Origin of the sequence: Cellulosimicrobium sp. RS, from assembly GCF_046159675.1 — a bacterium.
Taxonomy (GTDB): Bacteria; Actinomycetota; Actinomycetes; order Actinomycetales; family Cellulomonadaceae; genus Cellulosimicrobium; species Cellulosimicrobium funkei.
The window spans coordinates 69140-82759 of the sequence record NZ_JBJXVU010000002.1 but is presented as its reverse complement, the minus strand read 5'-3'; the positions used below and the strand labels follow the sequence as shown (position 1 = coordinate 82759).

Annotated in this window: 15 protein-coding genes; 12 read left to right on the top strand and 3 right to left on the bottom strand. The window is 72.3% G+C overall.

Annotation, left to right across the window (positions count from 1 at the left end; all coding sequences use genetic code 11):
- The first annotated feature begins 43 nt into the window (after positions 1-43).
- The 3 genes from ACI769_RS03560 to ACI769_RS03550 all read left to right on the top strand — a co-directional run bounded on the left by ACI769_RS03560 (position 44) and on the right by ACI769_RS03550 (position 1910).
- A complete protein-coding gene (locus ACI769_RS03560) occupies positions 44-769 on the top strand; it encodes a HEAT repeat domain-containing protein (RefSeq protein WP_171467223.1) in 726 nt (241 codons plus the stop codon).
- A 144-nt stretch (positions 770-913) separates the two neighbouring features.
- Complete coding sequence (locus ACI769_RS03555) at positions 914-1549, top strand: sugar O-acetyltransferase (protein WP_409141184.1); 636 nt, start codon at positions 914-916, stop codon at positions 1547-1549.
- A gap of 25 nt (positions 1550-1574) precedes the next feature.
- A complete protein-coding gene (locus ACI769_RS03550) occupies positions 1575-1910 on the top strand; it encodes a YnfA family protein (RefSeq protein WP_409141183.1) in 336 nt (111 codons plus the stop codon).
- A gap of 57 nt (positions 1911-1967) precedes the next feature.
- Here ACI769_RS03550 and ACI769_RS03545 read toward each other — a convergent pair whose 3' ends face one another.
- Entirely contained in the window at positions 1968-2399 is a 432-nt protein-coding gene (locus ACI769_RS03545) for a MerR family transcriptional regulator (RefSeq protein ID WP_021483088.1), read from the bottom strand.
- 66 nt (positions 2400-2465) lie between these two features.
- Here ACI769_RS03545 and ACI769_RS03540 point away from each other — a divergent pair, with 66 nt between their 5' ends.
- The 6 genes from ACI769_RS03540 (at position 2466) to ACI769_RS03515 (ending at position 8356) form a co-directional block, all read left to right on the top strand.
- Positions 2466-3719, top strand: coding sequence for an MFS transporter (locus tag ACI769_RS03540; protein WP_409141182.1), 1254 nt, complete (start codon positions 2466-2468; stop codon positions 3717-3719).
- A 132-nt stretch (positions 3720-3851) separates the two neighbouring features.
- Positions 3852-4991, top strand: coding sequence for an RDD family protein (locus ACI769_RS03535; RefSeq protein ID WP_409141181.1), 1140 nt, complete (start codon positions 3852-3854; stop codon positions 4989-4991).
- Positions 4992-5220: 229 nt separating this feature from the next.
- Positions 5221-5469, top strand: a complete 249-nt coding sequence (locus ACI769_RS03530; RefSeq protein ID WP_034650959.1) for a hypothetical protein — start codon at positions 5221-5223, stop codon at positions 5467-5469.
- Between the two features lie 43 nt (positions 5470-5512).
- Positions 5513-6295 (top strand): deoxyribonuclease IV, encoded by a 783-nt coding sequence (locus ACI769_RS03525; RefSeq protein WP_074804546.1) that lies wholly within the window; start codon positions 5513-5515, stop codon positions 6293-6295.
- Positions 6296-6298: 3 nt separating this feature from the next.
- A complete protein-coding gene (locus ACI769_RS03520; protein ID WP_409141180.1) occupies positions 6299-6715 on the top strand; it encodes a VOC family protein in 417 nt (138 codons plus the stop codon).
- A 438-nt stretch (positions 6716-7153) separates the two neighbouring features.
- A complete protein-coding gene (locus ACI769_RS03515; protein ID WP_409141179.1) occupies positions 7154-8356 on the top strand; it encodes a restriction endonuclease, SacI family in 1203 nt (400 codons plus the stop codon).
- Between the two features lie 136 nt (positions 8357-8492).
- On the opposite strand, the gene ACI769_RS03510 is transcribed toward ACI769_RS03515, so the two are convergent.
- Positions 8493-9911 (bottom strand): hypothetical protein, encoded by a 1419-nt coding sequence (locus tag ACI769_RS03510; protein WP_409141178.1) that lies wholly within the window; start codon positions 9909-9911, stop codon positions 8493-8495.
- 236 nt (positions 9912-10147) lie between these two features.
- On the opposite strand from ACI769_RS03510, the gene ACI769_RS03505 reads away from it, so the two are divergent.
- Positions 10148-11611, top strand: coding sequence for a DNA cytosine methyltransferase (locus tag ACI769_RS03505; RefSeq protein ID WP_409141177.1), 1464 nt, complete (start codon positions 10148-10150; stop codon positions 11609-11611).
- A 95-nt stretch (positions 11612-11706) separates the two neighbouring features.
- Positions 11707-12171, top strand: coding sequence for a very short patch repair endonuclease (locus ACI769_RS03500; protein ID WP_409141176.1), 465 nt, complete (start codon positions 11707-11709; stop codon positions 12169-12171).
- Here the strand turns inward: ACI769_RS03500 and ACI769_RS03495 are convergent.
- Complete coding sequence (locus ACI769_RS03495; RefSeq protein ID WP_409141175.1) at positions 12134-12685, bottom strand: hypothetical protein; 552 nt, start codon at positions 12683-12685, stop codon at positions 12134-12136. The genes ACI769_RS03500 and ACI769_RS03495 overlap by 38 nt on opposite strands.
- Before the next feature lie 247 nt (positions 12686-12932).
- On the opposite strand from ACI769_RS03495, the gene ACI769_RS03490 reads away from it, so the two are divergent.
- Positions 12933-13619, top strand: a complete 687-nt coding sequence (locus ACI769_RS03490) for a YceI family protein (RefSeq protein WP_061268405.1) — start codon at positions 12933-12935, stop codon at positions 13617-13619.
- Position 13620: the final 1 nt, after the last annotated feature.

The following is a 13620-nucleotide window of genomic DNA, read 5'->3' as shown; positions in this document are numbered from 1 at the left end:
AAGACCCTGTCGGGCGGGGGCGCCGCGTCCTAGCGTGGTCGGCATGACCGTGCGAGAGGAGCACCGGGCCGCGCTGCGCGCGCTCGACGGCGGCCCGGCGGCGGTGCGCGCGCACCTCACCGCGGGGTCAGGGCTGCCGGGCCCGCGCGCGAACCTCGAGCTCCTGGGCGCGTTCGCCGACGTCGCGCCCGCCGAGCTCGTGCGCGCCCTGGCCGACGACCCCGACGAGTACCTCCGGTGCTGCGGGACGTGCGGGCTGGGCCGGCTCGTCGTCGAGGCCTCCGCCGACGCGCGCGCGGAGCCGACCGACCGGCTGCGCGCCCGCGCGTCGGACGGGTCGTGGCGGGTCCGCGAGGCCGCCGCGGTGGCGCTCCAACGGATCGGCGACGCCGAGCCCGCTACGCTCCGCGCGCTCGTCGCGTCGTGGGTCGCCGACGCCGACCCGCTGGTCCGCCGCGCCGCGGTCGCCGGGATCTGCGAGCCGCGGCTCCTCCGGGACCCGGCGACCGCGACCGCCGCGCTCGACGCGTGCGCGGCCGCGACCGCCTCGATCGGCGCGCTCCCCGCCGACGCGCGCCGTGACCCCGACGTGCGCACGCTGCGCCAGGCCCTCGGCTACTGCTGGAGCGTCGCCGTCGTCGGCGACCCGGCCGCCGGCGTGCCGCGGTTCGCGGCGCTGCGCGGGTCGTCGGACCCGGACGTGGCGTGGGTCGTGCGCGAGAACGAGAAGAAGGCGCGCCTGCGCCGCGTGCTCGACCCCACGTCCTGACCCGGCGCCGGGAGCCGCCCCGGCGACGGCGGCCCGGCGACGGCGGCCCGACGACGGCGGCCCAGAGAGGTCGAGAGGAGTCTTGCGTCCCTTCGCGCGCACCTATATGTTTAACCGAAATACTAATCACGACGAGGGAGTCCGATGAGCAGCACGACCGAGCCGACGACGAGGATGGCCGAGCTGGCCACCACGGACGAGGACCTCCGCAGCCTGCTCTCCGGCGGGTGGCTGCGCTACCGCACGTCGCCCGCGCTGCAGGAGCTGACCCGCGACGCGCACGCGACGTGCGCCCGCATCGGGCGCGTGTACTTCGAGGACGTCGACGAGGCACGCCGCCTCTTCCACCGGCTCGTCCCCGGCGCCGAGGAGGGGATCGACTTCCGCCCGCCGCTGACGATCGACTACGGCGACCGGCTGCAGATCGGCGCGCGCACCTTCATCAACGCCGACTTCATGGTCATCGGCGGCGGCCTCGTCACGATCGGCCCGGACTGCCTCATCGGCCCGCGCTGCTCGATCTACACGCCGAACCACGCCGAGGACGTCGTCCGCCGCCGCGAGGGCTGGGAGCGCCCCGAGCCCGTCACGATCGGGAGCAACGTGTGGATCGGCGGCTCGGTCACCATCGCGCCCGGCGTGACGATCGGCGACGACAGCATCATCGGAGCAGGGTCCGTGGTCACGCGGGACATCCCCGCGGGCGTCGTCGCGGTGGGGAACCCGTGCCGACCCGTCCGCACGATCGCGACGGACCCCGCGGACGTCACCGCCCGCTGAGCCGCGCGCCCCTACGCTGGCGCGCATGGACCTCGCGCGCTCGATCCCGCTGTTCGTGCTCGCCGCGGTGCTGGAGATCGGCGGGGCGTGGCTCGTGTGGCAGGGACTCCGCGAGCACCGGGGCTGGCTGTGGATCGGGGCGGGCGTCGTCGCGCTCGGGCTCTACGGCGTCGTCGCGACGCTCCAGCCGGACGCGAACTTCGGGCGCATCCTCGCCGCGTACGGCGGGGTGTTCGTCGCCGGCTCGCTCGCCTGGGGCATGGTCGTGGACGACTTCCGTCCGGACCGCTGGGACGTGGCCGGCGCGCTGCTGTGCCTCGCCGGCGTCGCCGTCATCATGTACGCCCCGCGCCCCGAGTGACCGAGGCCCCCCGTCCACGCCCCTGCCCATCCCCCGCCGAGCACGACGTTGCCGTCGTTATCCGGCGGACGACGACAGCAACGTCGTGCTCGACGAGGCGCTCCCGGCGACGCGGTCCTCCGGGCGCTGGGCGAACGGGCGGATGCGGTCGAGGTAGTCGGCGATCGCCTCGCGGTTCTTCTCGAGGATGCGGATGCGGTCCTCCAGGCGCGCGAGCTCGGTCTCGAGGAGCGCGATCTTGTCCGGGTAGGCGTTGTGCAGGTGGATCTCCGGCGCGTTGCCGAGGCACGGCAGGAACTCCTTGATGATCTTCGTCGTGAACCCCACCTCGAGGAGCCCGCGGATCTGGAGCACGCGGTCGACGAGGTGCTCGCCGTACTCGCGGTAGCCGTTCTCGGCCCGCTCGGGCGTGAACAGGCCCTGCTCCTCGTAGTACCGCAGGAGTCGCGTCGGGGTCCCGGTGCGCCGGGACAGCTCGCCGATCCGCACGTGATCCTCCTCACCGGTTCGTGTCGCTTGACCTTCACATCAATGTCAGACATCGATGCTAACCCCATGTCCACGACGAGCACACCCACCACCGGTCCCACGGCCGCCACCGTCCCGGGCCCCGCCTCGGCCGACACCCCGGCGACCCCGATGACCCCGATGACCCCGGTGACCCCCGGCCGCCTGCCCGTCGCCGCGCTCCTCGCGCTCGCGGCGTCGGGGTTCCTCACGCTCCTCACCGAGATCCTCCCCGCGGGCGTGCTACCCGCCATGGCCGCCGACCTCGGCGTCGGGGCCGGCGCGGCCGGGCAGACCGTCACCGCGTTCGCCGTCGGGGCGATCGTCGCCGCGATCCCGCTCACGCGCGCCACCGCGCGGTGGGACCGCCGCACGCTGCTCCTCGTGGCGGTCGCGGGGTTCGTCGTCGCGAACACCGTCACCGCGGTGTCGTCGTCGTTCGCGCTGACGCTCGTCGCGCGCTTCGCCGCGGGGCTCGTCGCCGGGCTGACGTGGGCGCTCCTGCCCGGGTACGTGCGCCGGATCGTGCCGGCGGACCGCGTCGGCCGCGCGATGACGATCGCCATGGCAGGCGGCCCGCTCGCCCTGACGCTCGGCGTCCCCGCCGGGGCCGTGCTGGGCGCTGCCGTCGGGTGGCGCTGGACGTTCGGCGTCCTCTCCGTCTTCGGGGTCGCGCTGCTCGCCTGGATCCGACTCGGCGTCCCCGGCGCCGCGGGCACCCCCCGCGGCGCGCAGCTCGCGATCCGCGCCGTCCTCCCCCGCCCCGGCCTGCGGCCGGTGCTGCTCGTCGCCGGGCTCAACGTGCTCGCCAACACGTCCCTGTACACGTACGTCGCGGTCCACCTCGCGCACCTCGGTCAGGGCTCGCGCACCAGCGCGCTGCTCCTCGTCCTCGGCGCCGCGTCCGCCGGGGCGCTCGTGCTCGTCGGGGCGCTCATCGACCACCGCCTGCGCGCGCTCACCCTCGGGTCGGTCGTCGTCTTCGCCCTCGCGATGCTCGTGCTCGGCCTCGCCCCGACGTCGACCGTCGTCGTCGTGCTCGCCGTCGCCGCCTGGGGTGCGGCGTTCGGCGGCGCCGGGACGCTCTACACGACCGCCGCCGCCCGGGCCGCGGGGGACGGCGCCGACGTCGCGCAGTCCGCGCTCGTCACCGTGTGGAACACGTCCGTCGCGCTCGGCGGTGCCGTCGGCGGCGCGGCGCTCGCCGTCGCCGGGCCGGGCGGCCTCCCGTGGGTCTCCCTCGCGCTCATGGTCCCGGTGCTCGCGACCGTCGCCCGGGGTCGGCGGCACTCCTTCCGCTGAGACGGCCGCCGAGCACGAGGTCGCTCCGGGTCGAGCACGAGGTTCCCGGCGTTCCCGGCATGAGAACGCCGGGAACGTCGTGCTCGGTGGGAGGGTGTGGTCAGCGGGGGCGCGCTGTGCCAGGATGCGCGCGTGGCCATCGACGCCCCGACCGGCAGGGGGCCGACGCACGCCGTCGGAGCCGGAGACCTCGACGACACGCTGCCGGAGCTCGAACCCGCGCACGGCCCCTACGCGAGCTGGTCGCGCCGGGTCGTCGCGTCGCTGCTCGACACCGCGATCGCCGCGACGGTGCTGTTCCTCGCCGTCGGGCCGGCCTACGAGGTCGCCTGGATCCCGACGATCAGCTTCGGCGTGAGCACGGAGGCACCGGTGCCCGGCGGGGGCTGGTGGGCCTTCGGCACCGCGGCCGCGCTCCTCGCCCTCCAGGCCTGGACGGGCGCGACCCCCGGCAAGCGGACGGTGGGGATCGTCGTCGTGCACGACGCCACGGGTCGCCCCGCGGGCCTCGTGCGCACGGTCCTGCGGAGCGTGGCGCACATCCTCGACGCGCTGCTCTACATCGGCTTCCTCCGCCCCCTGTGGAACGCGCAGCGCCGCACGTTCGCCGACTCGCTGTGCAGCACCGTCGTGCTCCGGCGCGTGCGACCGCCCGTCCCGTTCCTCGGCCCGGGCACCGGCCTCGGCGGCCCGACGCCGTCGCGCGTCGTGACCGGCGCGGCGACGGTCCTCGCTGTGGGCAGCGCCGTCTTCATGCTCGGCCCTGCCACGTCCACCACCGGCGACCCGGAGATGCAGTCGTGCACGCCCGAGGTGGCGGCCGGGTCCCCGCTGACGGTCAGCGACATCCACGTCTCCGGCTGGTCGGAGGCGGGCACCATGACCCGCTGGGGCGTGACCCGCACGGACCCGCTCCCCGCGTGGGCCGGCGAGGAGGCGGGCCTCGAGGCGGCGTTCACCGTCGACGTCGCCCCGGGGGTGACGCTCGACGGGCCGCCGGACGGCGCGCTCGTCGTGCGCCTCACGACGTGGCAGGGCGACGAGCTGGGCGAGTACCGGTCGTCCTTCCGCGTGGAGCAGACGCCGGACGGCGGGCCAGAGTGGGAGTCGGTCGAGCCCACGACGCCGGGCTCCGGTCTCGGCACGGTCCACGTCCCGGCGGGGACGGTCGATCTTCTGCCGGAGGCCTGGCGCTGGGAGGCCTCGGTGGTTGTCGACGGCGAGGAAGGCTCGCAGACGATCGCCACGTGCGGAGCCCGCGGCCCCGCCTGACCTGACCGGCCGCCGTCGAGCACGGGGTCGGCGACCGGGATCGGTCTCGGGCGGTCGGGAACCCCGTGCTCGGCGGCCGGGTGGGGCCGCAACATGGCCGAAACGTTGAGGACGACCGGGGGAAACGTCGCGGTCGCACGATGAGGGGGCGCCGGGCGGCGAGCCCGGCGCACCAGCATCGTCCCGACCCTCCGCCGCCCCGCGCGACGGAGTCCCCGAGGAGGCTCCCGTGCCGGACAACCGCCCGCTCTTCTCCGCACCGTCCGCTCCGACGTCGGCCGGCCCGGCGACCACGACGGCGCACCGCGCGGCCGACCACGGCGCCGCGCCCGACCTCAACGTCCACGGCGAGCCGCGGCGTCGGGCGAACCCCGGCGACGAGCTCACGGTCGACCCGACCGACCGCCGTCGGCGCGCCCGCGCGGCACTGCTCGACCTGCGCCGTGACGTCATCCGGAGGAGCTCGACCGGCTGGTGACGAGCGGCCGCGCGCGTGGGCGGCGCCGCGTAGGTTGGTCCCCATGCGGATCGGAGCCCACCTCGACCAGTCGGACGTCATCGCGCAGGCAGCGAGCATCGGCGCGGACGTCGCCCAGATCTTTCTCGGCGACCCCCAGTCGTGGAAGGGTCCGGAGTTCACGTTCCCGGGTGGCGCGGAGGCCCTGAAGGACGCCGCCGCGGCGGCGGACCTCGAGCTCGTCGTGCACGCGCCGTACGTCATCAACGTCGCGAGCCCCAACAACCGCATCCGCATCCCGAGCCGCAAGCTGCTCCAGCAGATCGTGGACGGCGCGGCGGCGGTCGGCGCGACGGGCGTCGTGGTCCACGGCGGGCACGTCACCGCGAAGGAGGACCCGGCGAAGGGCTTCGACAACTGGCGCAAGGCGATCGACGCGCTCCAGACGGACGTCACCGTGTACATCGAGAACACCGCTGGCGGCGACTTCTCGATGGCCCGCCGCCTCGACCGCATCGAGGGCCTGTGGGCGGCCGTGCAGCAGGCCGACGGCGCCGAGAACGTCGGGTTCTGCCTCGACACGTGCCACGCGTGGGCGGGCGGCATCGACCTCACGACGGCGGTCGACGACGTGCGCGCGATCACCGGCCGCGTCGACCTCGTCCACCTCAACAACAGCCGCGACACCGCGGGCTCCGGCGCCGACCGCCACGCCGGCCTCACGGCCGGGACGATCGACCCGGAGCTCCTGCTCGGGGTCGTGCGCGCGGCGGGCACGTCGGTCGTCTGCGAGACGCACGCCGACGTCCCGGCCGACGTCGCGTGGCTGCGCGAGCAGGTCGGCTGAGCCGTGGGAGACCCGCGCCCGCTGCGGCTCCGCAACGTCACCGTCGACGCGCGCGACCCGCGCGCGCTCGCGGAGTTCTACCGGCGCCTGACCGGCTGGGCGTACACGCCGGGCCACGAGGTCGCCGACCCGGCGGGCGACGACTGGCTCTCGCTCCAGGTCCCGGGAGGCGCGTCGCGCCTCGCGTTCCAGCGGTCCGACGCCGAGGTACGACCCTGGCCCGGCGGGGCGCGCGTGCACGTCGACCTCGACGTCCCCGACCTCGACGCGGCGCACGAGCACGCGCTCGCCTGCGGCGCGCGCCCGCTCACGGGCACGCCGGAGGACGAGGGCCACCCCGACGACCTGTTCCGCGTCTACGCGGACCCGGAGGGCCACCCGTTCTGCCTGAGCTCGCCGCCGCTCCCCTTGCATAGGTGACGCGACACAGCCACGGAGCACGATGCCGCCTGACCGCCACAGTTGTTCGACGTCCAAGCACGTCGACCGCATCCTGCTCGCGCGGTTCGATGCCGCCCGTGGCTGAGGACAGCGAGTGCCTGCACTGCATGACGCGAACGTGGTGCGGAGTCTGCAACGACACCGATCTCGAGCGCTCGCCTACAAGGAGCGTCGAATCAGGATCGCCCAGAATTGCGAAGCTCGTCGACAGGATCCGTACGCTGCTCGCCCTCCCACGCAAGAGTCCGCGCCACTGCTCCCTGGCTTTGGATGCGAGGACGAGGCCTCCTCCAGAAGTCTGACCGCCACGATTGAGGTCCGGGTCAGCCACTCCGCCTCACTCGCAGGGCGGACGAACCGGGACACCTGGCGGGTGGGCACCCGGGGATCTGGCGAATCACCGGATATTCTGGCGCGGTGGCTAACGACCTTGAGGCCCTCAAACAACTTTCTGTCAGGGTAAGGGTCTCTGAGGACGGCGCCCTCGCCTTCGACAAGGCCGACACGATCAGCCTGGTGACAGCCGTGCTGGAAGCCGTCCGCGACGGCGCACCCGTCTCTGACGAGTGGGCCGCAAGAGCCGCTGCCGTACGAGCTTTCACGCGAAAGGCGACCGATCCGGCCATCTACGTGACGGGCCTCCTCGCTCGCGCGCTGTCCCCGGCCGCTAACGTCAAGTCCATCAAGGCCAGATCGGGCGCGGGAGGATACTCGGCCAACGACCTGTACCGCCTCCTGGCCAGTGCGCTGGCAGGGCAGACTGAGCTTCCTGGAAAGGCGGTCGTTCTCGGACCGAGCGGAGTCGCCCCGTTCAACAACAACCCCTGGGTCGACAAGCCAGCATTTGTTCCCGATCCTCGCGGTGTTGCCGATGTCGACTACGCCACCCTAGACGCGTTCCTCGACGCGATCGCCGCTGGATCTGTCGAGGACGCCCGCGAGGGTCTTGTCGCCTTCATCCGCGCCTGCGTTGTCGACATCGAGTTCCACGCCCACTCCGAACGTGAGAGCGAGTTCGTCGGTCAGCGCCGTTCGGCCGTCATCAAAGCCGTCGACGAGCTCCTCGACGAGGACCCCGAAGGTGGCCGCCGCTGCCAAGCCCTCCTGGCAGCAGCCCTTGCCACTGCCTTCGGTGACGGCGTGCTCTCTGGCGGGATCAACGACCCGTCGTTCAAGCTTCCCGGTGACGTGCAGGTGATGGATGGTGGCGAGCCGACCCTCGTCGCCGAGGCTAAGCACCGCGACGACGTCGACGAGGCCGAGGTGAGGAATTTCATCGCCAAGCTCGCCGCGAGGAACTACTCGCGGGCGATCTACTTTGCCCTCGGTCCCGGCAACGACCACCTGCGTACGCTCGAGGCCTCGCTCGCGACCGAGCACGAGACCGTCACGAAGATCATCACCTCCGCCGGCGAGCTCCTTGATCAGTGCTTCCTCTGGTGCTCCCCACTGATGGCGGCGCGGTTCACGGACCGCTTTGTGCGCCTCTACCGCGTCTGGCTCGTCCGGCAAGGCGCGAAGGCCACCGCGCGCAAGTGGGAGATCCTCGTCCAGGGGGCGTTGGACGAGGTGACAAGCGATCAACCCACCAGTGAGCACTCAGCTGACAGCGGCGGTTAGGGCGCGCCTCTGTGATACCGGTGCCAGCGAGAACCAGCGCCGCCCGCTCGCCTCTCCGGCTCGAGCCCGATCCAGCACCGAGCGGGCCAGTCTCTCATGCGCGGTGCTGATCCGGCATCGCCGGTCCTTCATCGAATCAGCTTCGTGCCACCCAGGTGTGGGAGGCCACCTGCCACGCGCCCGCCTTTGAGGGCTTTGCTGAGAACTTGTCGTTGCGCGGTCTCCGTGCATCGCCGGTGCCCCAGTCCGGCTGCTCCTTCTGGGCGAGCCACCCGGCTGCGATCCCGGCGTCGAGCGCAGCCGAGTCCTCGATCCAGATGGCGCGGAGCTCCAGCGGGGTCCACTCCGCCTTGCGTGGCCGCGACCTTCCCGTGCTCGCGACGTATCCGCTCAGCGCCCGGCCTCCTGACTCGCCCGCACTCTTGTGCCAGGCACGGAACTCGCCCGTCGTGTCCAGCCCGGCACGCCCGTCGACGATGAGGAATCCGAGGCCCTGCTCGGAGACACATGCTCGAACCGCCTGAGCGTCGTTGAGCCACATCTCTGTGCCCGAACGCTTCGAGGGAGCGGCACCGTCCCAGGGGAAGGGCCTCGTCCATGCTGTGTGCGCTTTTGCGTCCCAGACCCGGGTCGGGGACGCGTAGTCGAAGACCGTGTTCCCGTACCGGACGTTCGGGCCGCCGGCGAGCGGGGTGGGAAAACGAGCGTTCAGGATCTCTCGCAACCGCTCCTCGAAGTAGAAGCCGAACCACTCGATCTGCCGCCACTGCGTCGACCCGGAGTCCCGCATCCAGGTGATGCAGTCGACACCGTCCCAGTGCGCGGGGAGCTCCTCGGCTAGCGCGTGGACGAGCGCCGAACCCTCTTCGGTCGCCGTTCTCCATGCGGCCGACGCGAGACCGACGGCTCGCTCGGCGCCCGCCAGCAGAAGGTTCAGTCCGTCGAGGGTGATCGATGCGCCGGTCGAGCCGGCGGCGTCGAGCCAGGGGACTCCCAGTTCCGCGGCGAGTGCGGCTGCCAGAGCGTGCTTCGTGAGTCTGCGTTCGAGCAGCTGGGGCGCGAGCCGCCGCGCGACGTCGCGGAGAGTCCAGGTGTGCTCCTTCCCGCCTGGGCCGAGGACGTCGTGCGGTACACCCGCGACGTCGCAGAGCCGGTTCACCGCAGCCTGCTTGTTAGACGCCGGGCGGAATCCCGGGAACGCCTGGAGGACCTCTGCGACCGAGGCGCTCGCGACTGCGCGCTGACGCGACAGCCGGATGATGCTCGCGGACGTGGCCTGGAGCAGGTTGTTCATCCCGATCAGGGTCACCTGGAGATCGACGTAGTCGAGACCTCGGACCCAGGGTGTCCCGAGTGCTTCGGCGATCTGTTCCCCGAGCACCGCGTTCACCGCCTGGAGGTCGACGTCGACGCCTAGGCTCTGCGCGAGCGCGACGAGCGAGCGCTTCGGTCCACGCGTGCCGGCGGCAGGAGCCCCGGTCAGCGCGAACATGCGCGCGCTCGCCTCCGGAATCGTCTGCGCCGGGTTGAAGTTCTCGGTGGTGACGTTCGACACGAGAGGAAGGGAACCACACGGCACGCGGACCCGGCAGGCTAGTGCCGCATCGCGTGTCGGTGCACGCAATCAGCCGACGGGAGCGCGCCTCGGTCGGCGACCGGCCGCGCGCGACCTCGAAGCACCCCTGTCTTGACTCGTCCCCAACGCGTGTGGGTGGTTCGCTCTAGATTCCGTGTGTGCCTCAGGAGCGTGTCGATTTGACCCCGTACCACCAAGCTGCCAAGCTGTCGACCATGGGAGACGGGAGCGCCGCGACGACGCCTACGCCGCCATTCCGATACATCGACCTGTTCGCCGGTATCGGAGGGTTTGCCGCAGCGCTGGAGTCGTTCGGAGGGGAGTGCGTCTACTCGGTAGAGATCGACAAGGCTGCGGCCGAGGTCTACGAGCGCAACTGGGGTCACTCGCCCCTCGGGGACATCACCAAGGACGCGAACGACAGCGTCATGAACGTCCCGGCTCACGACCTGCTGGCAGCGGGCTTCCCGTGCCAGCCGTTCTCGAAGTCGGGCGCACAGCGCGGCATGGACGAGACCCGGGGAACGCTCTACTGGAACATCCTGAAGATCATCCAGGCCCACCACCCCACCGTCGTCCTGCTGGAGAACGTCCGGAATCTCGCTGGACCTCGGCACAGGCACGAGTGGGACGTGATCATCCAGACCCTGCGTGAAGAGGGCTACCGCGTCTCCCAGACGCCGACGGTGTTCTCGCCGCATCTCCTCCCGCTCGAGCGGGGTGGTCGGCCGCAGGTGCGCGAGCGAGTCTTCATCACGGCGACCTACGACCCGGACGGCGACGGCGTCGAGCCGGGCCCCCCGCTCCCGAACCTGTCCCTGCGCGGAGACGAGGAGTGGGATCTGCTCCACGACCTTCCGGTTCTCGAGACGGATGCTCCTGGCACCGGCCTCACCCCCGCTGAGGTCGCATGGATCGACGCATGGGACGACTTCGTCGTCACCATGTGGAGCGAAGTGCGCAAGGCGAGTTCCGACGGCGGGAAAGCGACGTTGCCCGGCTTTCCGATCTGGTCGGACCACTGGGTCAAGAAGGAGCAGCTCGACGCTTGGATCAGCGGGGGACGGTCCCCGTACCTCGCTCCCGATGTCCCAGAGACCTGGGACGCCGTACCGACCTGGAAGAGGAACTTCCTCGTCAAGAACGCCGAGCTCTACACCCGCTACAAGCGCCAGCTGGACATGTGGGCTGCTCGCCACGACCTCCAGTCGTTCCCGCCGTCACGGCGAAAGCTCGAGTGGCAAGCACAGCAGACTGCGCGGCTCTGGGACTGTGTCCTCCAGCTTCGCCCTTCAGGGATCCGGGCGAAGCGACCCACGCACCTCCCCGCGCTCGTGGCGATCACGCAGACGTCGATCATCGGGCCGCTCCGTCGACGTCTGTCCACGAGAGAAGCGGCCCGTCTGCAGGGCTTTCCCGACAACTTCGACTTCGGTCCGCAGGCCGCCGCCGCGACGTACAAGCAGCTCGGCAACGGCGTGAACGTCGGAGCAGTGTGGAACGTCCTGAGAGCGCACGCCGAACGAGACTCCGCAGTTCTCCGCAAGACCGAGCAGGGCCGAGCGCTGTTGAAGGCCCTCATCGACGATGCGCCGAAGAGCCCGGACGACCTCCTGCCAGCCGTCGTCGCCGACGGCCAGTCCCGGTTCGCGGAGACGCTCACGAAGGCCCCGGCCTGACTGGGCTGATCGCAGTGCCCGTGCCGCACCAGAGCCCGACTCCACAGCACGTCCCAGCACACCCTGGGGCGTCGTCAGAGGTCGTGTCGCAGCGGATGAGCAGGGCGAAGCGTCGTGACACCGCCGCAGAGCTCGGCATTCGCCGGGAGCTCCACGCGCTCGGTCTCCGCTATCGCGTCGCCTTCCCGGTACCGGGCCAGCGGCGAAGGACGATCGACGTCGCCTTCACGCGCCTGAAGGTCGCGGTCTTCGTCGATGGATGCTTCTGGCACGGGTGCCCCGAGCACGGGACCCGTCCCCGGTCCAACAGCGAGTGGTGGGACGCGAAGCTGTCAGCGAACAGGGCTCGCGACCGGGACACCGATCGAGTCCTCCAGGCGCTCGGGTGGATCGTGATCCGGCTGTGGGAGCACGAGGATCCCCGAGCGGCGGCGATGCGCGTCCGCACCGCCGTCCTCCTGCGCCGCGACGCCGCTGCCCCGTCGCCAGGTTCGCTCGGTCGGGAGGGCCCCGGCGCGCCGGTCAGTAGCCCGACCCGGCGGCGGGGGCCGCGTCCATGATCTCGGTCCCGTCGGGCGCCACGACGTGCCAGACGCCGTTCACGCCCTGGCCCGTGACGTCGCCAGGGCCGGTGTCGGCCGCGTACGTGTAGACCGGGCGGCCGTCGACGGTGACCTGGAGCTCGCCGTCGACCCCGGTGATGGTGCCGACCTCGCCCGTCACGCCGTCGACCTCGGGGTCCGCGCTCGCCGCGTGGACGGCGGGCCACGCGGCGGCGCACTCGCCCTCGCACGCGCTCGTGCCCGAGCCCTTCGTGTCCTTGTCGTAGTAGTAGACGGTCATGCCCTGGCCGTCGACCACGACGGTCCCGAGCGAGGAGTCCGCCGTGCCGAGCGCGACGTCCGACGAGCCGCCGCCCGCCGAGCCGTCGGAGGTCGAGCCCGACGGGCTGGAGCCACCGCCCCCGTACAGGCCGCCTCCCCCGCCGGAGCACCCGGCGAGGGTGGCGGCGAGCAGGGCGGTGACGGCCCACGTGGTGGCGGCCGGGACACCGGTGGTCAGGGTGCGTCGCATGTCGACTCCTCGGAAGGACGGTCGGGGTCGCGAGCACGGCCCCTACTCTCACGACGGCGCGGCGCGTCACGAGGTTCACCGGCCTGCCCGCGCGTCGGCCCGCACGCCGCACGCCCGTCCGGCGGCCCGTCCGACCGTCGGGCCCACCGCCCGGCCGCGTAGCGTCGACGGGCCCGGGTGAACCGATCGGGCCGCTGCCTCGTCTCCCAGGTGACGGAGTCGCAGAGGATGATCGGAAGGGGCAGACGTGCGCAGGAGGACGAAGGTGCTCGTGGGGGTCGGGGTCGGTGTCGTGGTGCTCGGCGGTGCGGCCGTCGCGTTCGGCCCGGGCCTGTACGCGGACTGGTCCAACCGCGCGGCGGCCGAGGAGCCGACGCTCGACGCGCCGTCGGGCGACGGCGCCGCGCTCGACCCGGCGGACCTGGCCGGTGCGTGGACGGTCGGGGACGGCTCGTACGCGGGGTACCGCGTGCACGAGGTGCTGCAGGGCGAGGACGTCACGGTGACCGGCCGGACCGAGGAGGTCACGGGGTCGTTCACCGTCGCGGACGGCGCGCTCACCGCGGCGACGATCGAGGTCGACATGGCGAGCGTCGCGACCGACGAGCCGCCGCGCGACGCGTACTTCCGGGGCGACGCGCTCGAGGTCGGGACGTACCCGACCGCGACGTTCGAGCTGACCGGTCCCGTGGACCTGCCGACCGGGTCGGGCGACGTCGAGCTCGCGGGCGACCTGACGATCCACGGCGTGACGCAGGCCGTCACGGTCGAGGCGCAGGTCGGCCCGACCACCGACGGCGTCCAGGTCGTCGGGAGCGTGCCGATCACGTTCTCCGACTTCGACGTGGAGGCGCCGAGCCTCGGGTTCGTCACGGTCGACGACGCGGGCAGCGTCGAGTTCGGTCTCGACCTCGTGCGGTCGGCCGGGTCGTGAC

Bases quoted from the DNA above. Each gene is read 5' to 3' on its own strand.
- ACI769_RS03560 (WP_171467223.1), top strand. From the start codon at position 44: ATGACCGTGCGAGAGGAGCACCGGGCCGCGCTGCGCGCGCTCGACGGC.
- ACI769_RS03555 (WP_409141184.1), top strand. From the start codon at position 914: ATGAGCAGCACGACCGAGCCGACGACGAGGATGGCCGAGCTGGCCACC.
- ACI769_RS03550 (WP_409141183.1), top strand. From the start codon at position 1,575: ATGGACCTCGCGCGCTCGATCCCGCTGTTCGTGCTCGCCGCGGTGCTG.
- ACI769_RS03540 (WP_409141182.1), top strand. From the start codon at position 2,466: ATGTCCACGACGAGCACACCCACCACCGGTCCCACGGCCGCCACCGTC.
- ACI769_RS03525 (WP_074804546.1), top strand. From the start codon at position 5,513: ATGCGGATCGGAGCCCACCTCGACCAGTCGGACGTCATCGCGCAGGCA.
- ACI769_RS03505 (WP_409141177.1), top strand. From the start codon at position 10,148: ATGGGAGACGGGAGCGCCGCGACGACGCCTACGCCGCCATTCCGATAC.
- ACI769_RS03500 (WP_409141176.1), top strand. From the start codon at position 11,707: ATGAGCAGGGCGAAGCGTCGTGACACCGCCGCAGAGCTCGGCATTCGC.
- ACI769_RS03495 (WP_409141175.1), bottom strand. From the start codon at position 12,685: ATGCGACGCACCCTGACCACCGGTGTCCCGGCCGCCACCACGTGGGCC.